Annotated in this window: 19 protein-coding genes; 10 read left to right on the forward strand and 9 right to left on the reverse strand. The window is 60.5% G+C overall.

The genetic code is table 11. The features are described 5' to 3' along the window. The first annotated feature begins 102 nt into the window (after positions 1-102). Positions 103-1,656: a bifunctional UDP-sugar hydrolase/5'-nucleotidase gene (locus tag AB9K37_RS19085; RefSeq protein ID WP_369841890.1), complete on the forward strand. Its 1,554-nt coding sequence runs from the start codon at positions 103-105 to the stop codon at positions 1,654-1,656. 97 nt (positions 1,657-1,753) lie between these two features. Here the strand turns inward: AB9K37_RS19085 and AB9K37_RS19090 are convergent, their stop codons facing one another. Genes AB9K37_RS19090 through AB9K37_RS19100 form a run of 3 tightly spaced genes read right to left on the reverse strand, consistent with a single transcriptional unit; the run spans position 1,754 to position 3,982 of the window. Next, on the reverse strand, positions 1,754-3,076 hold the full coding sequence (locus AB9K37_RS19090; RefSeq protein ID WP_369841891.1) for an MATE family efflux transporter: 1,323 nt from the start codon (positions 3,074-3,076) through the stop codon (positions 1,754-1,756). Continuing rightward, the gene (locus tag AB9K37_RS19095) at positions 3,069-3,560 is read right to left on the reverse strand and encodes a PaaI family thioesterase (RefSeq protein ID WP_072705177.1); all 492 of its coding nucleotides are present in this window, start codon (positions 3,558-3,560) and stop codon (positions 3,069-3,071) included. Before AB9K37_RS19095 ends, AB9K37_RS19090 begins: the two co-directional genes overlap by 8 nt. Then, a complete protein-coding gene (locus AB9K37_RS19100) occupies positions 3,557-3,982 on the reverse strand; it encodes a PaaI family thioesterase (protein WP_072705174.1) in 426 nt (141 codons plus the stop codon). Before AB9K37_RS19100 ends, AB9K37_RS19095 begins: the two co-directional genes overlap by 4 nt. Before the next feature lie 117 nt (positions 3,983-4,099). Between AB9K37_RS19100 and AB9K37_RS19105 the strand changes: the two genes are divergently transcribed. The 8 genes from AB9K37_RS19105 to AB9K37_RS19140 all read left to right on the forward strand — a co-directional run bounded on the left by AB9K37_RS19105 (position 4,100) and on the right by AB9K37_RS19140 (position 12,716). Then, on the forward strand, positions 4,100-4,477 hold the full coding sequence (locus tag AB9K37_RS19105; RefSeq protein WP_369841894.1) for a MerR family DNA-binding transcriptional regulator: 378 nt from the start codon (positions 4,100-4,102) through the stop codon (positions 4,475-4,477). Between the two features lie 135 nt (positions 4,478-4,612). Continuing rightward, complete coding sequence (locus tag AB9K37_RS19110) at positions 4,613-5,014, forward strand: MerR family DNA-binding transcriptional regulator (RefSeq protein WP_072705169.1); 402 nt, start codon at positions 4,613-4,615, stop codon at positions 5,012-5,014. 27 nt (positions 5,015-5,041) lie between these two features. Next, positions 5,042-6,820 carry an acyl-CoA dehydrogenase C-terminal domain-containing protein gene (locus AB9K37_RS19115; protein ID WP_369841896.1) on the forward strand — a complete coding sequence of 593 codons (1,779 nt, stop codon included), beginning with the start codon at positions 5,042-5,044 and terminating at the stop codon, positions 6,818-6,820. A gap of 52 nt (positions 6,821-6,872) precedes the next feature. Continuing rightward, the gene (locus AB9K37_RS19120) at positions 6,873-7,085 is read left to right on the forward strand and encodes a hypothetical protein (protein WP_072705163.1); all 213 of its coding nucleotides are present in this window, start codon (positions 6,873-6,875) and stop codon (positions 7,083-7,085) included. A gap of 287 nt (positions 7,086-7,372) precedes the next feature. Next, positions 7,373-8,011, forward strand: a complete 639-nt coding sequence (locus AB9K37_RS19125; protein ID WP_369841898.1) for a glutathione S-transferase family protein — start codon at positions 7,373-7,375, stop codon at positions 8,009-8,011. A gap of 31 nt (positions 8,012-8,042) precedes the next feature. Continuing rightward, positions 8,043-9,254: an acetyl-CoA C-acetyltransferase gene (locus tag AB9K37_RS19130; protein WP_369841901.1), complete on the forward strand. Its 1,212-nt coding sequence runs from the start codon at positions 8,043-8,045 to the stop codon at positions 9,252-9,254. A 32-nt stretch (positions 9,255-9,286) separates the two neighbouring features. Beyond that, a complete protein-coding gene (locus AB9K37_RS19135; RefSeq protein ID WP_369841904.1) occupies positions 9,287-11,485 on the forward strand; it encodes a 3-hydroxyacyl-CoA dehydrogenase NAD-binding domain-containing protein in 2,199 nt (732 codons plus the stop codon). A 205-nt stretch (positions 11,486-11,690) separates the two neighbouring features. Continuing rightward, positions 11,691-12,716 carry a hypothetical protein gene (locus AB9K37_RS19140; protein ID WP_369841906.1) on the forward strand — a complete coding sequence of 342 codons (1,026 nt, stop codon included), beginning with the start codon at positions 11,691-11,693 and terminating at the stop codon, positions 12,714-12,716. Positions 12,717-12,719: 3 nt separating this feature from the next. On the opposite strand, the gene AB9K37_RS19145 is transcribed toward AB9K37_RS19140, so the two are convergent. The 6 genes from AB9K37_RS19145 to AB9K37_RS19170 form a co-directional block, all read right to left on the reverse strand. After that, positions 12,720-13,763, reverse strand: coding sequence for an SPOR domain-containing protein (locus AB9K37_RS19145; protein ID WP_369841909.1), 1,044 nt, complete (start codon positions 13,761-13,763; stop codon positions 12,720-12,722). Positions 13,764-13,829: 66 nt separating this feature from the next. Further along, positions 13,830-14,477: a uracil phosphoribosyltransferase gene (gene upp, locus AB9K37_RS19150; protein WP_369841912.1), complete on the reverse strand. Its 648-nt coding sequence runs from the start codon at positions 14,475-14,477 to the stop codon at positions 13,830-13,832. Beyond that, positions 14,474-15,484 (reverse strand): adenosine deaminase, encoded by a 1,011-nt coding sequence (locus tag AB9K37_RS19155; RefSeq protein WP_369841915.1) that lies wholly within the window; start codon positions 15,482-15,484, stop codon positions 14,474-14,476. The genes upp and AB9K37_RS19155 overlap by 4 nt, the downstream gene beginning before the upstream one ends. Then, positions 15,481-16,692 carry a phosphopentomutase gene (locus tag AB9K37_RS19160; RefSeq protein WP_369841918.1) on the reverse strand — a complete coding sequence of 404 codons (1,212 nt, stop codon included), beginning with the start codon at positions 16,690-16,692 and terminating at the stop codon, positions 15,481-15,483. Before AB9K37_RS19160 ends, AB9K37_RS19155 begins: the two co-directional genes overlap by 4 nt. Next, positions 16,689-17,993, reverse strand: a complete 1,305-nt coding sequence (locus AB9K37_RS19165) for a thymidine phosphorylase (protein ID WP_369841921.1) — start codon at positions 17,991-17,993, stop codon at positions 16,689-16,691. Before AB9K37_RS19165 ends, AB9K37_RS19160 begins: the two co-directional genes overlap by 4 nt. Then, positions 17,993-18,388: a cytidine deaminase gene (locus AB9K37_RS19170; RefSeq protein ID WP_369841923.1), complete on the reverse strand. Its 396-nt coding sequence runs from the start codon at positions 18,386-18,388 to the stop codon at positions 17,993-17,995. Before AB9K37_RS19170 ends, AB9K37_RS19165 begins: the two co-directional genes overlap by 1 nt. A gap of 197 nt (positions 18,389-18,585) precedes the next feature. Here AB9K37_RS19170 and AB9K37_RS19175 point away from each other — a divergent pair, with 197 nt between their 5' ends. Further along, a complete protein-coding gene (locus AB9K37_RS19175; RefSeq protein WP_369841925.1) occupies positions 18,586-20,865 on the forward strand; it encodes an NADP-dependent malic enzyme in 2,280 nt (759 codons plus the stop codon). Positions 20,866-21,017 lie beyond the last annotated feature (152 nt).

Below are 21,017 nucleotides of genomic sequence, written 5' to 3' on the forward strand. Positions count from 1 at the left end.
GCCCCTGCACGCCCCCACGTCAAGTTCACAAAGATGTCGCCAGTTCAGATGTAATGCCCTTAGCATCGTCCCATTAGACTGAGTCGAAAGAAAGGTTTCCCGATGATCCGTCTGTTCAGCACCTGCGCCGCTCTGGCCATTACCGCCTCTGCGGCCTCGGCCGATTATGCGCTGACCATCCTTCACACCAACGACTTTCACGCCCGTTTCGAACCCATCAGCAAATATGACAGCGGCTGCTCTTCCGAGGATAACGCAGCTGGCGAATGCTTTGGCGGCAGTGCCCGCTTGGTGACAGCCGTCGAAGAGGCCCGCGCCCGCAATGAAAACACCGTCCTTTTCGATGGCGGTGACCAGTTTCAGGGCACCCTGTTCTACACTTATTACAAAGGCAAACTTGCCGCCGAGATGATGAACAAACTCGGTTATGACGGCATGACCGTCGGCAACCACGAATTCGATGATGGCCCCGAAGTGCTGGCGGGCTTCATGGATGCGGTCGAGTTCCCCGTGCTGATGTCGAACGCAGATGTCTCGATGGAGCCTGCGCTTGCGGACAAGCTGATGAAGTCTACCGTGATCGAGCGCAACGGCGAGAAGCTGGGCCTGATCGGTCTGACGCCCCAGAACACCGACGAGCTGGCCTCGCCCGGGGATAAGGTGATCTTTACCGATCCGGTGGATGCGGTTCAGGGCGAAGTCGACAAGCTGACCGCCGAGGGCGTGAACAAGATCATCGTACTGTCGCACTCGGGCTATGCGGTAGACCAGCGCGTCGCGTCAGAAACCACCGGCGTTGACGTGATCGTCGGCGGTCACACGAACACTCTTCTGGGTGAAATGGACGGCGCCGAAGGCCCTTACCCCACCGTGGTCAATGACACCCAAATCCTGTCAGCCTATGCCTACGGCAAATTCCTAGGCGAGCTGAACGTCGTCTTTGATGATGAAGGCAACATCATCTCGGCCAGCGGCGCTCCGATCATCATGGACGCGGCCGTGACCGAAGACGCGCCGACTGTCGAGCGCATCGCCGAAGCCGCGAAGCCGCTGGAAGAAATTCGCAGCAGAGTCGTGGCCGAGACGGCCGAAGCCATCGACGGCGACCGTAGTTCTTGCCGCGCGATGGAATGCCAGATGGGCACTCTGATCGCGGATGCGATGCTCGACCGTGTCAAAGACCAAGGCATCCAGATCGCCATCCAGAACGGCGGCGGCGTCCGTGCCAGCATTGACGCAGGCGAAGTCACCATGGGCGAAGTCCTGACCGTTCTGCCCTTCCAAAACACCCTTTCGACTTTCCAAGTCACGGGCCAGACCATGATCGACGCGCTGGAAAATGGTGTGAGTGAGATCGAAGAAGGAGCCGGACGTTTTCCCCAAGTCGCGGGCATGAGCTTTGTCTTTGACGCAAGCGCTGAGCCGGGCAGCCGTATCAGCGATGTGATGGTTGGCGGTGAGCCGATTGATCCTGCTGCGACCTATGGCGTTGTGTCCAACAACTACGTGCGCAACGGTGGCGACGGCTACAAGATGTTCCGCGATGCAGAGAACGCCTATGACTTCGGCCCCGATCTGGCAGACGTCACAGCGGATTACATCGCAGCCAATGCGCCCTACACGCCCTATACCGACGGCCGCATCAGCGCGAAATAAGATAAAGCGTGCGGGGCCGCGCCCCGCACTCATTTTGGTCAGGCCACTTCCGATGGGGAAGTGGCCTTTCTGTTTGAGTATTTAGAGCAAAAAGAAGTCAGGCTGCGCTGCGTTCCAAAGCGGGGTAGCGCAGGCCAAGGGTGACCCCTCTGGCGACGAACGCGATGTTGAACGCCAGCCAGAGACCGTGATTTTCGTAAGGTGGGACAAGCGCGACAACGGAGACCACGTAAATCATAAAACTGACGATCATCATGTTACGCATGTCCTGCGAGCGGGTTGCTCCGATAAAGATACCGTCCAGCATCCACGCCGCCACCCCAAGGAGCGGGGCCGCCACCATCCACGGCAGGAACTCTCGCGCGGCGATGCGAACCTCGGGGGCCGTGGTCATGATGTCGATTATGGTGCCCCCTCCGACAGCGAAGACGCAGGCTAGCAACACTGACGCGCCGACAGCCCAAGCGGAGGTCAGGACCGCACCGCGGCGCAGAATGGGTGTGCTGCGCGCTCCGAGGGCTTGGCCAACTATCGTTTCGGCGGTGAAGGCGAAACCGTCCAGCGCGTAGGCCGTGATGTTCAGGAATTGAAGTAAAACTTGGTTGGCCGCCAGCGCCACGTCTCCGAACCGCGCGCTGACGAACAGAAATCCCATGAAGATCGCTTGCAGCAGCAAGGAGCGGATCAGGATGTCCGAGTTGACCAGCGCCATTTGACGAAGGCGCACGCGGTCCAGCACGCGGGGCCAGTCACGCCATGCGGGAACTCGAAACGCCGTCCGGCAGAGCCAGAGACCGACGCAGAGGCCGAAGACTTCCGACATGAGTGTCGCCAGCGCCACGCCTTGGACGCCCCAGCCCAGCCCCAACACGAACCACAGGTCGAGCAGAATATTGGTGCCGTTCATGATGATCTGGATAACCAGAACGCCGCGTGTTCGTTCTTGGGCCAAGAGCCAGCCTGTAATTCCGTACAAGGCAATCGGCGCTGGGGCCGACCAGATGCGGATCGACATGTAGTCGCGGGCCAGCGCCTCGACTTCGGTCGAAGCAGGTGAGAGGGCAAACCCTGCTGCAAAGATCGGTTGCTGGAGTAGGATCAGCGCAAAGCCAGCCAGTCCGGCAATAATCAGCACCCGCGTCAGCAGCGCGGCGATTTCGGAGCGGTCGCCTGCCCCCTCGGCTTGGCTCACGAACCCTGTGGTTCCCATGCGCAAGAAGCCAAAGATCCAATAGACCGCTGTCAGGATCACCGCGCCAATGCCGACAGCCCCAATCGGGGCAGCCTGACCCAGTTGACCAACGACCCCCGTATCCACCGCCCCGAGGATCGGCACAGTGGCATTGGACAGCACGATAGGCAGAGCGATTTTGAGCACTCTGCGATGGGTCACGGCCCGCGGTACGGGGGTGTCAGTCATTCTTTTGGGGCATCATGAAATGCCCCGTCGCCTGAGCAAACAGCTTCTCGCGGTTGTCCTGCCATGCCTCGACGTGGACGCTTGCGTAGCGGCGGCCCGAGCGGTTCACCCGTGCACGGGCATAGGCGTCGCGCGGCAGGCCAGAGCGCAGATAATCCACTGTGAAGTCGATTGTCTTGGGCATCCGCAAAGGCGGCAATTCATGGCTGTCGCTCTCGATGCTGGGCCAGATCATTTGCCAGCTGAGTTCGATAATCGCGGCCGTTTCCAGAAACGCCGCCGTCGCGCCCCCATGCAGGGCGGGCAGCATCGGATTGCCAATCAGCTTTTCGTCATAATTCATGGTCGCGGTCAGTTCATCCCCGCGGCGATCAAAACTGATCCCAAGGAACTGGATGTAAGGCACGCGCTCGACCAGAGCGGAGAGCGCGGCGTCGCGACGTTGTTTCACCACTTGAACGGGTTCGGGGCGGGGACGGCTCATTTCGACCTCTCGAAAGTAAAGGCACCGGTGGCCGTGGCGACGGGGCGCGCAGTGTCTTCGTCCACCGCCTCGGCGCGGACAAAGGCAACACTGCGGGTCACTTGGTAACAATAGGCACGGGTGCGGATGGTCTGACCGGGTGTCGCGGCACGCATGTAGTCGATTCGCAAATCAATGGTCGCGGTCGAAGTGGGCGCGTCAGGATGGCTCATGACCGCCGCTCCGCTGCAGGTATCCATCAGTGCGCTGACGGCACCACCATGGATCACGCCCGTGTCGGGATCGCCGATGAGCTTGGTGTCATAGGGCATTTCGATCACGGCCTCGCCATCTCCAATCTCGACCAGATTCATACCCAACGCCCGAGAGTGGGGAATCGCCTGTATAAACTGCGCTGCGATTTTCGCCTTGTCCGCGCTCATATTGGTAAACTCCTTGGTTGCTCTTGGTATGGAGCATTCACGCCGCGTCCGTAAAGGGTGACAGTTGCCCTGCCCCATTGTTCGCCCTACGCTCCGGCTCAACCAAGGAGGAGCCAGATGTCCGAGACTCGTCTCAGCTTCAAAGAAATGTGTGCCAAGTTCGACGTTACCCCGCGCACCCTGCGCTACTACGAGTATATCGAACTGCTCGCCCCCGAGCGCGAAGGGCGGTCGCGCTTTTATGCGCCTCGTGACGTGGCGCGTATGACGCTGATTCTGCGCGGACGCCGGTTCGGCTTCCAACTCGAAGAAATTCGCCAGTGGCTGCTGATCTACGAAAAAGAAGGTACCACGGCCCAGATGGAAGCATGGATCGAGATGGCAAACCGCCAGCTAGGCGAGTTGCACGAGCAGCAAACCCAGATCGAAACCGCCATGACAGAGCTGCGACAGCTGCGGGATGAAGTGCAAGAGAGCCTTCTGAAAGAAAAATGAACCGTTCAGTTCAAAAGTGACCCTCCGTCACACAAAAAGGTGACGTGACGTACCGTTTACGTCAACGTCAACTCTTGTAGTATGGTGTGACCAGAAACCGAATTCTGGTGCGCGAACACTATCAGGAGACCCGTCATGGACGATCGCATCATGACCATCCGCGAAATGTGCGAGGCCTATGACGTAACGCCTCGGACGCTTCGCTTTTACGAAGCCAAAGAGCTTATCTTTCCTATTCGTGACGGGCAAAAGCGCCTGTTCACCAAACGTGACCGTGCGCGGCTCAAGCTGATCCTGCGCGGCAAACGGTTCGGTTTCAGCCTCGAAGAAATCCGCCAGCTTCTGGACCTGTACCACATGGGCGACCAGCAGCTGACACAGCTGTCCCGCACCCACGAGGTCGGGCTGGAGCGCCTGCACGCCATGGAGCAGCAGCGTGACGAGCTGAACGAGGCCATCGACGATCTGAAGGACCAGCTGAAGTGGGCGGAGAAAGTCATCGCCTCGCTGAAGCAGACGAATAAAGCGGCCGAGTAATCCGCCGCGACCAAGGGAGAGAGACCAATGCCGACCTATACCGCTCCGGTAAAGGACATGCAGTTCATCCTGCACGATGTTCTGAATGTCGCCCAATCCGATATCCCCGGCTATGACGAGCTGGACCGCGATACCACGCAGGCCATCCTGGACGAGGCTGCAAAGCTGTCGGAAAACGTTCTGGCGCCGCTGAACAAAGTGGGCGACGAACAAGGGTGCAAACTGGAAAATGGCGTCGTGACCACCCCCGAGGGGTTCAAGGACGCGTATGACCAGATGTGCGAGGGCGGTTGGATCGGTCTGGACTGCGACCCCGAATATGGCGGTCAGGGCATGCCCTACTTGGTGAACTCTGCCGTGGGCGAGATGTTCGTGTCGGCCAACATGGCCTTCAACATGTATCAGGGCCTGTCTCATGGCGCGATCTCGGCGATCCAGACCCACGGCTCGCCCGAGCAGAAGGCCAAATACTTGCCCAACATGATCGAGGGTAAATGGTCCGGCACCATGAACCTGACCGAACCCCACTGCGGCACCGATCTGGGCCTGATCCGCACCAAGGCAGAGCCGCAGGACGACGGCAGTTACAAGATCACCGGCTCCAAGATCTGGATCTCGGCGGGTGAGCATGACCTGACGGACAACATCATCCATCTGGTGCTGGCCAAAGCCCCCGGCGGCGGCGAAGGCACCAAGGGGATTTCTCTGTTCATCGTGCCCAAATTCATGGTGAACGAGGATGGCTCACTGGGGGATCGCAATGCGGTGTCTTGTGGCGGCCTCGAGCACAAGATGGGCATCCACGGCAACGCGACATGTGTGATGAACTATGACGGCGCGACCGGCTATCTGATCGGCGAAATGCACAAAGGCATGCGCGCCATGTTCACCATGATGAACGAAGCCCGTCTGGGTGTAGGCCTGCAAGGCTATGCCCAAGGCGCTGTCGCCTACCAGAACGCTCTGGGCTTTGCCCGCGAGCGTCTGCAGGGCCGCGAAGTCAAGGGTGTGCAGAACCCCGATGGCCCCGCAGATCCGATCATTGTGCACCCCGATGTGCGCCGCAACCTTCTGATGCAAAAGAGCTTCACCGAAGGAGCGCGGGCGTTCACCTTCTGGGGCGCCAAGATGATCGACGAAGCGCACCGCAAATCGGACGCCGATGCGGATGCCATGATTTCGCTGCTGACACCGGTCATCAAAGGCTTTCTGACAGACAAAGGTTTCGAGACCACCGTTCTGGCTCAGCAGACCCTTGGCGGGTCGGGCTTTACCAAGGAATGGGGGCTGGAGCAGTTCGTCCGCGATGCCCGTATCACCATGATCTACGAGGGCACCAACGGCATCCAATCTCTGGACCTTGTGGGCCGCAAGCTGGCGATGAATGGCGGCAAAACCATCATGGCGTTCTTTGACATGGTGAAGAATTACATCAAAGAGAACGAGGGCAACGAGGCGCTGAAAGCCAACTTCCTTGATCCGCTGAAAAAGGCGAGCAAGGACCTGCAAGCGGCGGGCATGTACTTCATGCAGAACGGCATGAAGAACCCGCACAACGCGCTTTCTGGCAGCTATGACTTCATGCACCTGTTCGGGCACGTGTGTCTGGGCCTGATGTGGTCGAAGATGGCGCAGGCGTCCTATGCGGCGCTGAAAAACGGCACATCGGACCCCGAGTTCTACCAGACCAAGATCGAAACAGGCCGGTTCTACATGGCGCGCCAACTGCCCGCCACCGCATTGCACCTGTCGCGTATTGAGACCGGCGCTGATACGGTGATGACGCTGGAGGCCGCTAACTTCTGATCAGCCACAGGGGCCGGCACCTTCGGCCCCATCTGATCAAACCGAGGAACCTATGCCCAAACGCCTGCGCCTGACCCGCCGATTTCCTGTTGCCATGACCGAAGACGGCTACCGCCGCCTTCGCCGCTTTGCACAGGAGGCGGGGCTTGATGAGGGGGAAGCCCTGTCGTTCATCTTTGAAAACTTCGACAGCGTGATGCACGAGGAGCGCTTTCCCCATCGCCTGCGCTTGTTCAACTCGGAACTCGAGGCGCGGAAACGGTGAAGTCGGTTCTGGTGGATATGTCAGAGCGCCTTCGGCGCGAGGGTATTTTTACCAAGAAAGAGAGGCAGATCACCCCGCTCCGGATCGGGTCGCGCGCCGCGACTGCGGTACATCCGAAACGGGGCTCTTCCTTGGGCGGTCATCGGCTCCCCAGCCTGTACCGCGAGATCAAACTTTGGTGATTCTGGTTAAAGGCTGATGATCCGCAGAAAGGTTTAAGGCTTCTTTTTGCTGCAAATACTCAACTGTTGGACCCCATCGGTCAGAACCGGAAAAGGAATTTAGAAATGACGATCAAGCTGCATTGTTTCGGAGAGAGCGGACATTCCTATAAAGCCGCTTTGGCATTGGAGCTGTCCGGTCTGGAGTGGGAGCCGGTCTATATCGATTTCTTTAATGGAGAGACGCGCGGGCAAGCCTACCGCACCGAAGTGAACGAGATGGGCGAAGCGCCAGTATTGGTGGATGGCGATCTGAAGCTAACACAATCGGCGGTGATCCAGCGGTACATCGGCGAGAAGACCGGTAAATTCGGTGGCACTACGCCGGAGGAAGAGCGCGAAGTTCTGCGCTGGCAGTTTTGGGACAATCACAAGCTCTCGTCCTTTGCTGGCATCGCGCGGTTCCTGCTGAACTTTATGCCTGAGGACAAGCGCCAGTCCGAGGTGATCGCATTCTTGCAGGGGCGCTTGAAAGGCACTTATGCCATTCTCGACAAACACCTTGAGGGCCGCGACTGGATCGTAGGGGACGGTGTAACCAACGCTGACCTGACCTGCTGCGGCTATCTGTTCTACCCCGAGGAGTTCGGCTTTGACCGTGCCGAATGGCCAAACATCGACGCCTGGCTGGACCGCATCAGCGCCCTGCCCGGCTGGAAACACCCGTATGACCTCATGCCTGGCAACCCGTCGGACCGGGCCTGACACACAAATATCTGACTAGGAGGAGAGGCAGATGGCTGACGCCTTTATCTATGACGCAGTGCGCACCCCACGCGGCAAGGGCCGCAAGGATGGCAGCCTGCACGAGGTTACCGCCGTCCGTATGGGCGCGACGATCCTGAACGCACTCAAAGAGCGTTCGGATCTGGCAGGTGACGAGTTTGAGGACGTGATCTGGGGCAACGCGACCCAAGTCATGGAGCAGGGCGGCTGTCTGGCGCGGACCACGGTGATGGCCTCTGATCTGGCCGAGAACGTGCCGGGTCTGTCGATCAACCGCTTCTGTGCGTCAGGCATGGAGGCGGTCAATCTGGCGGCCAACCAGATCAAGGGCGGTTCGGACGATGCCTATATCGCGGGCGGCGTTGAAATGATGAGCCGCGTGGCCATGGGCAGCGATGGCGCGGCTGTGGCCGTCGATCCCACCGTAGCCATGGATCACTACTTTGTCCCGCAGGGCATTGCCGCGGACATCATCGCCACCGAATACGGGTTCAGCCGCGATGACGCCGATGCCTTTGCCGTGGAATCCCAGCGCCGCGCCGCCGAGGCTTGGGCCGCCAGACGGTTCGACAAATCCATCGTTCCAGTTCGCGATGTGAACGGCCTGACCATTCTGGACCGCGACGAATACATGCGCCCCGGCACCGACATGCAGGCCCTTGGCGCGCTCAAGGCCAGCTTCAAGGATCAGGGCGAAGTCATGCCCGGTTTCGACAAGATCGCCCTGATGAAGTACCCCCATCTTGAGCGGATCAACCACATCCACCACGCGGGCAACAGCAGCGGCATCGTGGATGGGGCGGCGGGCGTTCTGGTCGGCTCCAAGGAGTTCGGCGAGCGTCACGGCCTGAAACCCCGCGCCGTGATCCGCGCCACGGCCAAGATCGGCACTGACCCGACCATCATGCTGACCGGCCCCGTGCCCGTCACCGAAAAAATCCTGAGCGAGAGCGGCATGTCGATCAGCGACATCGACCTGTTTGAGGTGAACGAGGCGTTCAGCGCCGTGGTCCTGCGCTTTATGCAGCGCTTCAACGTGGACCACGACAAGTTGAACGTGAACGGCGGCGCGATTGCGATGGGTCACCCCTTGGGGGCATCTGGCGCGATCATCATTGGCACCTTGCTGGACGAACTGGAGCGGACGGGCAAAAGCACCGGCCTTGCCACACTCTGCGTTGCCAGCGGCATGGGCGCAGCCACCATCATCGAACGGGTTTAAGCGGGCGTCAGACCTGCGAGGAGGAATTCGAAATGACCGATTTCACTATGGTTAAAGACGCCGAAGGGATCGCAACGATCACTTGGGACGTCAAAGAAAAGTCGATGAACGTGCTGTCGCTAGAGGGACTGGCAGCGCTGAACGATCTGGTGGACGACGCGCTGGCGGACGAGGCAGTGAAGGGCATCATCATCACCAGCGGCAAGGACACCTTTGCTGGCGGCATGGACCTGAACATCATCGCCAAGATGAAGGACAGCGCGGGCGACAACCCCGCTGAGGGCCTGTTCGACGGCATCATGAACATGCACGGGTTGCTGCGCAAAATCGAACGCGCGGGCATGGACCCCAAGACCAACAAGGGCGGCAAGCCTGTGGCGGCCGTTCTGCCCGGCACCGCGCTGGGGATCGGACTAGAGCTGCCTCTGTCGTGCCACCGCATCTTTGCCGCCGACAACGACAAGGCCAAGATCGGCTTGCCCGAGATTATGGTCGGCATCTTCCCCGGCGCGGGCGGCACCACCCGACTGGTCCGCAAAATGGGCGCAATGGCGGCGGCGCCACTGCTGCTGGAAGGCAAGCTGAACGCCCCCAAGAAGGCCAAGATGCTGGGTGTGATTGATGAGGTCAGCGCTGATCCCATGGCCGACGCCCGCGCTTGGGTGCTGTCGGCGACCGACAAGGACATCGTGAAACCTTGGGACGCCAAGGGCTACAAGATGCCCGGTGGCGCGCCCTATCACCCTGCGGGTTTCATGACCTTTGTCGGCGCTTCGTCGATGGTCAACGGCAACACCAAGGGCGTCTATCCGGCGGCCAAGGCGCTGCTGTCGGCGGTCTATGAGGGGGCGATGGTGCCCTTTGACACCGCGCTCAAGATCGAGGCCCGTTGGTTCACCCACGTCCTGATGAACCCCAGTTCCGGCGCGATGATCCGGTCCCTGTTCATCAACAAAGAAAAGCTGGAAAAGGGCGCGAACCGTCCCGAAGTGGCCGATCAGACCGTCAAGAAAGTTGGCGTTCTAGGGGCTGGCATGATGGGTGCAGGCATCGCGCTGGTGTCGGCTCAGGCGGGGATCGACGTAGTTCTCTTGGACCGCGATCAGGCTGCCGCTGACAAGGGACGCGACTACACCGCCAGCTACATGGACAAAGGCATCGCCCGTAAAAAGGCCACGCCCGAGAAGAAAGAACAGGTGCTGTCCCGCATCACCGCCACCACTGACTATCAGGCGCTGGCAGGCTGTGACCTGATCATCGAGGCCGTGTTCGAAGACCCCGCCATCAAGGCCGAAGTGACCGCTCAGGTCGAGGCCGTGATTGGCGAGGACTGCATCTTTGCCACCAACACCTCGACCCTGCCGATTTCGGAACTGGCCAAGGCCTCCAAGCGACCCGAGAAATACATCGGTATCCACTTCTTCAGCCCCGTCGAGAAGATGATGCTGGTCGAGATTATCAAGGGTCAAAAGACCGGCGATGTGGCTGTCGCCAAGGCGCTGGACTACGTACGCCAGATCCGCAAAACGCCGATCGTGGTGAATGACGCGCGCTTCTTCTATGCGAACCGTTGCATCATCCCCTACATCAACGAAGGCATCCGCATGGTGCACGAGGGCGTCAGCCCCGCCCTGATCGAGAACGCCGCCAAGCTGGTCGGGATGCCCTTGGGCCCGCTACAGCTGACGGACGAAACCTCGATTGATCTGGGGGTCAAGATCGCCAAGGCGACCAAGGCCGCGATGGGCGCAGACTACACCAACGACGATGTGGATGAAGTGCTGTTCTGGCTGGCGGACGAAGGGCGCTTGGGCCGCAAATCCGCGGCCGGTTTCTATGCCTATGACGAAAAGGGCAAGCGCACCGGTTTGTGGGAAGGCTTGGTGGCGAAATACCCCCATGCCGAGCAGCAGCCCGATCTGCACGAGGTCCAGCACCGTCTGCTCATGGCGCAGGTTCTGGAAGCCGTCCGCGCGTTCGAAGAAGGTGTGCTGGAAGACATCCGCGAGGGCGACGTTGGCGCGATCCTTGGCTGGGGCTTTGCGCCTTGGTCCGGCGGTCCGTTCAGCTGGCTGGACATCATCGGCGCGCCTTTTGCCGCCGAAGTCTGCGATCAGCTGACCGAAAAGTTCGGCGAGCGGTTCGCGTGCCCTGCCCTGCTGCGCCAGATGGCGGACAAGAACAGTAGCTTCTACAAGAAGTACGGCGAAGGCGACGCATACGCCGCCTGAAATCGCGATTAGAATACCAAGCGTGACGCCGCCTCTCGAAAGAGGCGGCGTTTTGAGTATTTAAGGCAAAAAGAAACATGCCGACGCCCTTGCCCCAGATGCCTCAACCAAAGAGAAGAGAGACGGATCAAAAGGCAGGTTGACCGGCATGGACGGTGCTTTGTAACCCGTGCTATCGGTTAGAAAACGACAAGATCGGGCACACATGACTGCACTCAAGGAATATCAGCGGCTGGAAGCCGTTGGCGTTTGGCGTGAACGGCCAGACTGCCCACGGCAGGACGTTGTCGTGTCCTTGGGGGATGCCACCATTGTTGTCATGGATATGCAGAGCCGCGCACTTACGCACTGGTCGATCCCGGCTGTCGCCCGCGCCAATCCCGGTAGTTTGCCTGCCATCTATCACCCCGATGGAGACCCGAGCGAGACCCTAGAGATCGATGGCGACGAGATCGTCATGATTGAGGCTATAGAAAAACTGCGTCTTGCCATCGACCGGTCTCGTCCGAAACAGAGACGCCTGCGCTGGGGCGTCTTGACGGTGGTGGCAGGGTGCGTCGCAGCGGCCTCTTTCTTGTGGTTGCCAGATGTTCTACGCAGCCATGCCGCCACGGTTGTTCCCCCTGTCAAACGGGCCCAGATCGGGATCGCGCTGATTAATCATGTCACAGACCGCACGGGAGCAGAGTGTCGTGACAGCCTTGGCTCGCCGGCGCTATCTCGCCTTGGTGCCAAACTCTTTGACGATCAACCACACCGCAAACTGATGATCCTGCCCGGTGGTCCGAAGAAGGCCATGCACCTGCCTGGCGGCACGATTCTTTTGCACAAATCACTGGTGGAAGACTTCGAAGACCCCAGCGTGCTTGCTGGTTTCGCTTTGGCTGAATCCCTTCGTGCCACGCGAAATGATCCTTTGGCAGAGGTATTGGAGGCCAGCAGCCTGCTGGCGGTGATCAGGCTTCTTACAACAGGGGCTGTGCCCGACGAAGCATTACAAGACTATGCGGACCAGCTGATGTCTGCGCCACAGCGCCCGATTGAGACTGCGCGACTTTTGGAACTGTTCAAGGAAAAGGGCATCGCTACGACTCCCTATGCACAAGGACTAGGCCCGTCGCGCGCGGAAGCGCAGGCTCTGATCGCCGCTGATCCTTTCAAAGCAACCCTGCCCCCGCAGCTTATGAGCGACGGGGACTGGATTAGTATTCAAGGCATCTGCGAGTCCTGACGTTTAGCGGATAAACGCGTCCGAGAAACCAGCCTGACGTGCCGAGGCAAGTGTTTGCTGCAAGCTTCCGCCCGGGACTGCACCAACCATAACGATCTGCTGACCGCTTCGCGTGCTGAGAATGCGCACCGGAAAACCAGCTGACTGAAAGCGCTGCGCTGTGCGCTGCGCGTTTTTGCCGACCGAGAACGTCGCGACCTGAACGTAGCTGCCGGCCCCTTGGACTGAAATCGGAGCAAGGCTTGACGTTCGCACAGCTTGGGCGCCGGGGTCAGTGCGCAGGTTGCGTGGGGTCTGCTTGTCCCAGACGGCATCGCTCTGCGCGTTGCCTGCCGCGGTGCGCGGACCACGATAGGGGTTCAAGCGATCGTCTTGCCAAATGCGCGTGTACCCTTTTGGCGGTTCCGGCAGTGGCTGGTTTGCACCGCCGACGCTCAGAACTTTGACCGGCGAGACCGACTGAGGCCCACAACGGACACCCTGACTGTTGGTGTATTGGGCGCTGACGCCCGTACGCTCCGGACAGACGCTCGATCCTACAGCCGAGGGCGCCGAGGCGGTCCGCACAGCTTGTGATGAGGTCACCGAGGTGGGAGCAAGCACGGTTCTGGACGCAACCGTGGGGCGTGTCGCCACTTTGCTCGCGACAGTCGGCGTCGGGGCGGATTTAGCGGTCCGTTTTGTCGTGGTTGCAGGCGCTGCAACGACGACTTTGGGCTGCGGTGTGGGCGCAACGGCCACTTTAGCCGGTGCAGGTGCAGGCTTTGCGGCGGGTGCTGGCGTAGGTGTGGGCGCGGCGGGCGCTTCGACCGTCTGGGTTGGGGTACGGAAGGTCGGCTGAAGTCCGCAGACCTGATCGCGACTGCGGGTCATGCGTGGAATCCAGTCTACGGTCGGGCCAACACCCACGCGAATATAGGCGCAGCCCTTGTTATCCACAAACTGGCGGCCCTCGAAATCGGACGGTGGAAAGTTGACGGGTGTCTGCGCGCATGCAGCTCCCGTAGACACAAGACACGCGGTGGCAGCCGCAAAGAGTCTATTCATAGTAAACCCCCAGTAACACTGTGCACAGATTGCACAGTGGTTGGGGGTAACGCAATAACTACCACATCACTTGGTACCAAACATCCTGTCGCCAGCGTCGCCAAGACCAGGAACGATGTATCCGTGTTCATTCAGACGCTCATCCAGCGAGGCGGTGACGATAGGAACATCAGGATGCGCCTTGCGCATTGTTTCCACACCCTCGGGCGCCGCCAAAAGGCACATGAAGCGGATATTCTTGGCCCCTGCCTTTTTCAGCATGTCGATGGCCGCCACAGCGGAGTTTCCGGTCGCGAGCATGGGATCAACTGCGATCACCAGACGTTCGTCCATCGCTTCGGGCACTTTGAAATAGTACTCGACGGGCTCCAGTGTTTCCTCATCGCGATACAACCCAACAAAGCCAACGCGGGCAGATGGCACCAGTTCAAGCACGCCGTCCAGTAGGCCATTCCCAGCCCGCAGGATCGAGATCAGGGCCAGCTTTTTGCCATCCAGAACCGGCGCTTCCATCTCGCACAATGGGGTTTCGATCGTCTCTTTGGTCATCTCCAGATTACGGGTAATCTCGTATGCCAAGAGCTGGCTGATCTCGCGCAGGAGTTGCCGAAAGACACCGGTGGGTGTTCCCGCTTTGCGCATGTGGGTCAGCTTGTGTTGGACCAGCGGGTGATCGACGACAGTCAGGTGGGGCGGGTTGGATTGGTCGATCAAAATGCGTCCTCCAGTCGTTTGGTCAGCGCGTCTTTGGTGCCTGTATCGCAAAAAGCAGCCGCAACGGCATTGAGGGTGATTTCTTTGAAGTGGCGGGCATCCCAGCCAAAGGTTTTCGTCAGTCCGGCGTACTCTTGCTGCATCGTGGTGTGGAAGAAAGGCGGATCGTCAGTCGATACCGTGACTTTCACCCCGTACGCGCGCAGCCGCTCAATCGGGTGGCTTTTTAGGTCGGGATAGACGCCGAGCGCGACGTTCGAGCCCGGGCAGACCTCTAGCGTGATCTCTCGTTCGGCCAGATGTTCGACGAGTCGCATATCCTCGATGCAGCGGACGCCGTGGCCGATGCGGGTGACTTTTAGATCGTCGATGGCATCGCGCACCTCTTGGGGGCCGCGCCATTCACCGGCGTGTGTGGTCAGGCCCAGCCCAGCCTCGCGGGCGCAGTCATAAGCCCACATAAAGTCCCGCTGGTGGCCCGCGTTTTCGTCGCCGCCCATGCCAAAGCCGGTCACGAAATCACCGGCTGTTTCGGCGGCGCAGATCGCGCTCAGCTTGGCTTTGTCCGGTCCGAAATGGCGGATGCAGGTCACCACGCCGCGCATACTGATCCCGTATTTTTTTTCCGCCTCGGCGGCGCCGTCCTGAATGGCGTGCAGGTATTCGGTCCACGCGCCCACATCTGCCCCGCCACAGAATTCGGGCGACAGGAAGCTTTCCATATAGATGACTCCATTCTCGGCGGCATTCTCGAGCACCGACAAGGTCAGGCGGCGAAAATCCTCGGGGGATTTCAGGACCGTGGTCGCAGCCTCGTAGACCTGTAGGAATTCGAGGAACCCTTTGTACTTGTAGGCCCCGCGCGCGTCGAAAATCCCGCTGATGTCAGTCTTTTTCTCGAACGCTAGCTGGCGGATAAAGTCCGGCTGCGCGGCCCCTTCGATGTGGGTGTGCAGCTCGACCTTGGGCAGGTTGACTGGCGGATGTTCCATCTCTTCTTCTGTCATAGAAAGCTCCTTCCCGGCCCTTGGGCGGGGATATTCAGGTGTGCCGCGATACTGGCAGCCACGTCGGCAAAGGCAACCTGTCCGATCGGCTTCGCCCCCACGCCATAGCCCAATACGGGCACGCGTTCGCGGGTATGGTCCGTTCCGTGCCACGTAGGATCGTTCCCGTGGTCGGCAGTGATGATCAGCAGATCCCCATCATGCAAGCGCGGTAGGATCTGCCCGATCCGCGCATCAAACCATTCCAACGCGCGGGCATAGCCCGACACATCGCGGCGGTGGCCATAGAGGCTGTCAAACTCGACGAAATTGGCAAAGGTCAGGCTGCCCTCGGGCGCGTCGTCCACCAGTCGATCCAGATGGTCCATCAATTGCGCATCGCTGCCTTTGTGCAGATGGGTGATCCCCTGCATGGAAAAGATGTCGCCAATCTTGCCGACTCCAATCACTTCGCGCCCTGCCCCACTAACCCAATCGCACAGGGTCGGGCTTGGGGGCGCGAGCGCGAAATCCTTGCGGTTGGTTGTGCGGGTGTAGCCTGTCGCGGCATCCCCGACGAACGGCCGCGCAATCACGCGGCCAATCTTCATCTCGTGCAATGTCGGCGCGATGTCCGCGCACAGCTTTAGCAGACGTTCCAGACCGAAATGCTCTTCGTGCGCGGCGATCTGGAACACGCTGTCGGCAGAGGTGTAGCAAATCGGCTGTCCGGTTCGGATATGCTCTTCGGCCAGTTTGTCGATGATCGCTGTCCCGCTCGCGTGGCAGTTGCCAAGGATGCCATCGGCACCCGCCGCTTTGGCGACTTCTGCGACCAGATCATTAGGAAACGCAGGAACGGTGTCGGGAAAATACGTCCAGTCCCAAGGCACTGGCACCCCCGCCAGTTCCCAATGGCCGCTCGGGGTATCCTTGCCTCGGCTGATCTCGGTTGCCGCGCCCCACAAACCAGAAGGCACTGCGCCAAGGCCCTCTGCCCGTGCGCCGCTTGCCAATTGAACTGCGGCAGACAAGCCTAGCGCGTCCAGCACGGGCAACGCCAGCGGTCCGCTCCGTCCCTCTACGGCGCGGCCAGCGGCACAGGCTTGGGCGATATGCGCCAGGGTATTCGCGCCTGTGTCCGGAAGATCGCCGTTATAGAATTGATCCGCATCCGGCGCGCCGCCGATCCCGACCGAGTCCATTACCACCAGAAATGCGCGGGTCATGCCGTGATCCTTTCGACAACCAAAGGCGCAGCGTCGACCGCTTCGCCGATTTGCACCGCCGCGAGCACAACCTGCGCCGCGCGGTCTGCTTCGGCCTCGGTCCGCGCATGGATGCGAGCGATGGGGGCGCCGCGATCGAGCCGCTGCCCCAACCGCACCATGTCCGATATTCCGACTGATGGGTCGACCTGATCCGTCTCGACCAACCGGCCGCCGCCTAATGCGACTACGGCAGCCCCCAACGCCTTGCCGTCCATGGCAGTCACAACGCCCGCTTCGGGCGTGTACACCTCTTGGATCACAGTCGCTTCGGGCAACAAGGCCGCCCACTCGCTGGCGAACCGGCGCGGCCCGCCTTGGGCTGCGATCATCCGCTCGAACACCTCGGCCGCTGCGCCACTGGTGATCACGGTTTGCATCTGGGTGATCCCCTGCGCGACAGTCTGTGCCAATCCGCCAGACACCAGAACCTCGGCACCCAAAGCGCAGGACAGATCAAAGAGCGGCCCACGCGCAGCGCCTGTTAGAACCGCCATCGCCTCGGCAATTTCCAAAGCGTTGCCCATGGCGGAGGCCAACGGTTGGTTCATGTCAGAGATCAGGGCAGTCGTCGGACACCCAGCCGCATTTGCGGTGCTCACAAGAGACTGCGCTAGGTCTCGCGCGGCCTCCGGCGATGTCATGAACGCGCCCGTGCCCCACTTTACATCCAGCACCAGTGCGCCAAGCCCTGCCGCCAGTTTTTTGGACAGGATCGAGGCCGTGATCAGATCAAGGCTATCCACCGTCGAGGTCACATCCCGTACCGCATAGAGCCGCTTGTCCGCAGGCGCGATCCGGCCCGTGGCCCCGACAATCGCGCAGCCGACTTCGGCAACCTGACGGCGCAATCGCGCCTCGGACAGGTCGGTGCGCAAATCGGGGATCGCCTCCAGCTTGTCCAGTGTTCCGCCAGTGTGCCCTAGCCCGCGGCCAGAGATCATTGGCACATAGGCACCGCATGCCACCAGCGCAGGCGCGATGATCAGGCTGGTGCAGTCCCCTAGTCCGCCAGTCGAATGCTTGTCCAGAACCGGACCGTTCAGATCCCAAGACAGGCAATCACCGCTGTCACGCATCGCCAGCGTCAGGGCAACACGCCCCTCCTGCCCCAAAGCGCCGAGGCAGACACCCATCGCGAACGCACCAGCCTGTGCATCGCTGACCTCGCCCGTACCCAGCCCTAGCGCAAAGGCCCGCAGGTCATCGGACGCAGGCACGCGGCCCGCCCGCAGGTCAGACAGCAGACCGCGCGTGTCCATCAGGTGCGCACCATATGGCTGGCGTCAAACATGCCGGGCAGCAAATCCCCGATCGTGGTTTTGAATTCTGCGCCATCGACGGTCGCCAGCGTCACAGGCGTATCGGCCTTGCCGAACTCGGCCAGCTTCTGACGACAGCCACCGCAGGGCGGCACAGGCGTCGGGCTGTCCGCGATCACATAGACCTCGGCGATGTCACGGCTGCCGCCTGCCGCGCACATGGCTGCGATCGCGCCCGCCTCGGCGCAGGTGCCCTCTGGATAGGCGATATTCTCGACATTGCAGCCTTGATGCACGATGTCATCGGTGGCCCGAACGGCCGCCCCGACCTTGAATTTCGAGTAGGGCGCATAGGCGTTTTCACGGACTTTCATCGCGTCATCGCGCAGGGACATCGGGGCTCTCCGCCGTTTGATCAAATGGTCAAAGGCAGTGAACCGTGTCGCACCGAAATTGGCAAGTGCCTGACCGGCAGAACCGCGCCACGTCACCCATTTTTGCGGCAGTGCGGCGAAGGTTTTACAATTCGCCATCTTTAAACGCGAAGGGAAATAGTTTAACGCTAAACAAAAATTCCCAGAGGGGACGCGTCATGTCAGAACAACAGAATGAAACGCTGCGTCAGGCAGCTCTGTTTTATCACGAACACCCCAAGCCCGGTAAGCTTGAAATTCGCGCAACCAAACCGATGGCCAACGGCCGCGACCTAAGCCGCGCCTATTCGCCCGGCGTCGCCGAAGCCTGCCTTGAGATCAAGGAAGACGCGCAGAACGCCGCCCGCTACACGTCCAAGGGCAACCTCGTGGCGGTCATCACAAACGGCTCCGCAGTACTGGGGCTGGGAAACATTGGCGCGCTGGCATCGAAGCCCGTGATGGAAGGCAAAGCCGTCCTCTTTAAAAAGTTTGCGAACATCGATGCCTTTGACATCGAGGTGAACGAAAGCGACCCCGAGAAGCTAGCTGACATCGTGTGCTCGCTGGAGCCGACCTTTGGCGCGGTGAACCTCGAGGATATCAAAGCCCCCGACTGCTTTATCGTCGAGAAAATCTGCCGCGAGCGGATGAACATCCCCGTCTTCCACGACGACCAGCACGGCACCGCGATTGTCGTTGGCGCAGCGGCCACCAACGCGCTGCACGTGGCGGGCAAGAATTTCGAAGACATCAAGATCGTCTCGACCGGTGGCGGCGCGGCAGGCATCGCTTGTCTGAACATGCTGCTGAAACTGGGTGTGAAACGCGAAAACGTCTGGCTCTGCGACATTCATGGTCTGGTGTACGAAGGGCGCGATGTGGACATGAACCCACAGAAGGCAGCCTTTGCCCAGAAGTCTGACCTCCGCACCTTGGAAGACGTGATTGATGGCGCGGACATGTTCCTTGGCCTGTCGGGCCCGAATGTGCTGAAGCCCGAGATGGTCTCGAAGATGACCAAGCAGCCGATCATCTTTGCTCTGGCGAACCCGAACCCCGAAATCCTGCCCGATTTGGCACGCGAAGTGGCCCCTGACGCGATCATCGCGACGGGCCGCAGCGACTTCCCCAATCAGGTGAACAACGTCCTGTGTTTCCCGTTCATCTTCCGCGGCGCGCTGGACGTGGGCGCAACCGAGATCAACGACGAGATGCAGCTGGCCTGCATTGACGGCATCGCCGCCCTTGCCCGCGCGACCACCAGCGCAGAGGCTGCCGCCGCCTATCAGGGCGAACAGCTGACCTTTGGCGCGGACTACCTGATCCCCAAACCGTTCGACCCGCGTCTGGTAGGCGTCGTCTCCAGTTCGGTTGCCAAGGCCGCGATGGAAACCGGCGTAGCGACCCGACCACTGGATGATATTGAGGCCTACAAAGAGCGCCTGAACCAGTCCGTGTTCAAATCCGCTCTGCTGATGCGCCCCGTGTTCGACGCCGCCCGCTCGGCCTCGCGCAGCATCGTCTTTGCCGAGGGCGAGGACGAGCGCGTCTTGCGTGCCGCCCAAGCGATCCTCGAGGAAACCACCGAGAAACCGATCCTGATCGGCCGCCCCGAAGTGGTCGAGATGCGCTGCGAGCGTATGGGCCTGAACATTCGCCACGGTCGCGACTTTGATTTGGTGAACCCTGAAAACGATCCGCGCTATCGGGATTACTGGGAGACCTATCATCAAATTATGTGCCGCGACGGCGTCACGCCCGATCTGGCCCGTGCGATCATGCGCACCAACTCCACCGCGATTGCCGCCGTCATGGTGCAGCGCGGCGAAGCAGACAGCATGATCTGCGGCACGTTCGGCGAATACCGCTGGCACCTGAAATACGTGGAGCAGATCCTCGGCAGCAAAAAGCACCGCCCCCATGGCGCCCTGTCGATGATGATCCTAGAGGACGGCCCGCTATTCATCGCGGACACCCACGTCCGCTCGGAACCCACCCCCGAAGAGATCGCGCAGTCCGTCATCGGCGCGGCGCGTCACGTCAAACGCTTTGGCCTGACCCCGCGCATCGCGCTATGTGCCCAGTCGCAGTTTGGCTCGACCCAGTGCGACACCGGTCGCCGTTTGCGGGCCGCGATCGACATTCTGGACAGCCTGCCCCGCGACTTTGTCTACGAGGGCGAGATGAACATCGACGCTGCGCTTGACCCCGACCTTTGCGCGCGCGTGTTCCCACAAAACCGCCTGCAAGGCGCGGCGAATGTGCTGGTCTTTGGCCATGCAGATGCAGCATCCGGCGTGCGCAACATCCTCAAGATGAAGGGCGGCGGACTTGAAGTCGGCCCAATCCTGATGGGCATGGGCAACCGCGCGCATATCGTGAACCACTCGATCAGTTCGCGCGGGTTGCTGAACATGGCTGCGATCGCGGGAACACCTGTAGCCCACTACGGTTAACCCGATAGCCCGAATTCACCAATGGTCAGCACCGGCCCTCCGGTGCTGTTCTCGTTTAGGGTCAGGTGATTCTCTGAACACACGCGGATTTGCAGCCCCACGGGGCCGAGGTTTGCAAATTGACAGATTTCTGACCGCTTGACTGAAAAGTT

The organism is Donghicola sp. XS_ASV15 (assembly GCF_041224595.1).
Classification (GTDB): Bacteria; Pseudomonadota; Alphaproteobacteria; order Rhodobacterales; family Rhodobacteraceae; genus Donghicola.

What these genes read in the sequence shown, in the direction of transcription:
- AB9K37_RS19085 (WP_369841890.1), top strand. Translation starts at nt 103, where the DNA reads ATGATCCGTCTGTTCAGCACCTGCGCCGCTCTGGCCATTACCGCCTCT.
- AB9K37_RS19090 (WP_369841891.1), bottom strand. Translation starts at nt 3,076, where the DNA reads ATGACTGACACCCCCGTACCGCGGGCCGTGACCCATCGCAGAGTGCTC.
- AB9K37_RS19095 (WP_072705177.1), bottom strand. Translation starts at nt 3,560, where the DNA reads ATGAGCCGTCCCCGCCCCGAACCCGTTCAAGTGGTGAAACAACGTCGC.
- AB9K37_RS19100 (WP_072705174.1), bottom strand. Translation starts at nt 3,982, where the DNA reads ATGAGCGCGGACAAGGCGAAAATCGCAGCGCAGTTTATACAGGCGATT.
- AB9K37_RS19105 (WP_369841894.1), top strand. Translation starts at nt 4,100, where the DNA reads ATGTCCGAGACTCGTCTCAGCTTCAAAGAAATGTGTGCCAAGTTCGAC.
- AB9K37_RS19110 (WP_072705169.1), top strand. Translation starts at nt 4,613, where the DNA reads ATGGACGATCGCATCATGACCATCCGCGAAATGTGCGAGGCCTATGAC.
- AB9K37_RS19115 (WP_369841896.1), top strand. Translation starts at nt 5,042, where the DNA reads ATGCCGACCTATACCGCTCCGGTAAAGGACATGCAGTTCATCCTGCAC.
- AB9K37_RS19120 (WP_072705163.1), top strand. Translation starts at nt 6,873, where the DNA reads ATGCCCAAACGCCTGCGCCTGACCCGCCGATTTCCTGTTGCCATGACC.
- AB9K37_RS19125 (WP_369841898.1), top strand. Translation starts at nt 7,373, where the DNA reads ATGACGATCAAGCTGCATTGTTTCGGAGAGAGCGGACATTCCTATAAA.
- AB9K37_RS19130 (WP_369841901.1), top strand. Translation starts at nt 8,043, where the DNA reads ATGGCTGACGCCTTTATCTATGACGCAGTGCGCACCCCACGCGGCAAG.
- AB9K37_RS19135 (WP_369841904.1), top strand. Translation starts at nt 9,287, where the DNA reads ATGACCGATTTCACTATGGTTAAAGACGCCGAAGGGATCGCAACGATC.
- AB9K37_RS19140 (WP_369841906.1), top strand. Translation starts at nt 11,691, where the DNA reads ATGACTGCACTCAAGGAATATCAGCGGCTGGAAGCCGTTGGCGTTTGG.
- AB9K37_RS19145 (WP_369841909.1), bottom strand. Translation starts at nt 13,763, where the DNA reads ATGAATAGACTCTTTGCGGCTGCCACCGCGTGTCTTGTGTCTACGGGA.
- AB9K37_RS19155 (WP_369841915.1), bottom strand. Translation starts at nt 15,484, where the DNA reads ATGACAGAAGAAGAGATGGAACATCCGCCAGTCAACCTGCCCAAGGTC.
- AB9K37_RS19160 (WP_369841918.1), bottom strand. Translation starts at nt 16,692, where the DNA reads ATGACCCGCGCATTTCTGGTGGTAATGGACTCGGTCGGGATCGGCGGC.
- AB9K37_RS19165 (WP_369841921.1), bottom strand. Translation starts at nt 17,993, where the DNA reads ATGGACACGCGCGGTCTGCTGTCTGACCTGCGGGCGGGCCGCGTGCCT.
- AB9K37_RS19170 (WP_369841923.1), bottom strand. Translation starts at nt 18,388, where the DNA reads ATGTCCCTGCGCGATGACGCGATGAAAGTCCGTGAAAACGCCTATGCG.
- AB9K37_RS19175 (WP_369841925.1), top strand. Translation starts at nt 18,586, where the DNA reads ATGTCAGAACAACAGAATGAAACGCTGCGTCAGGCAGCTCTGTTTTAT.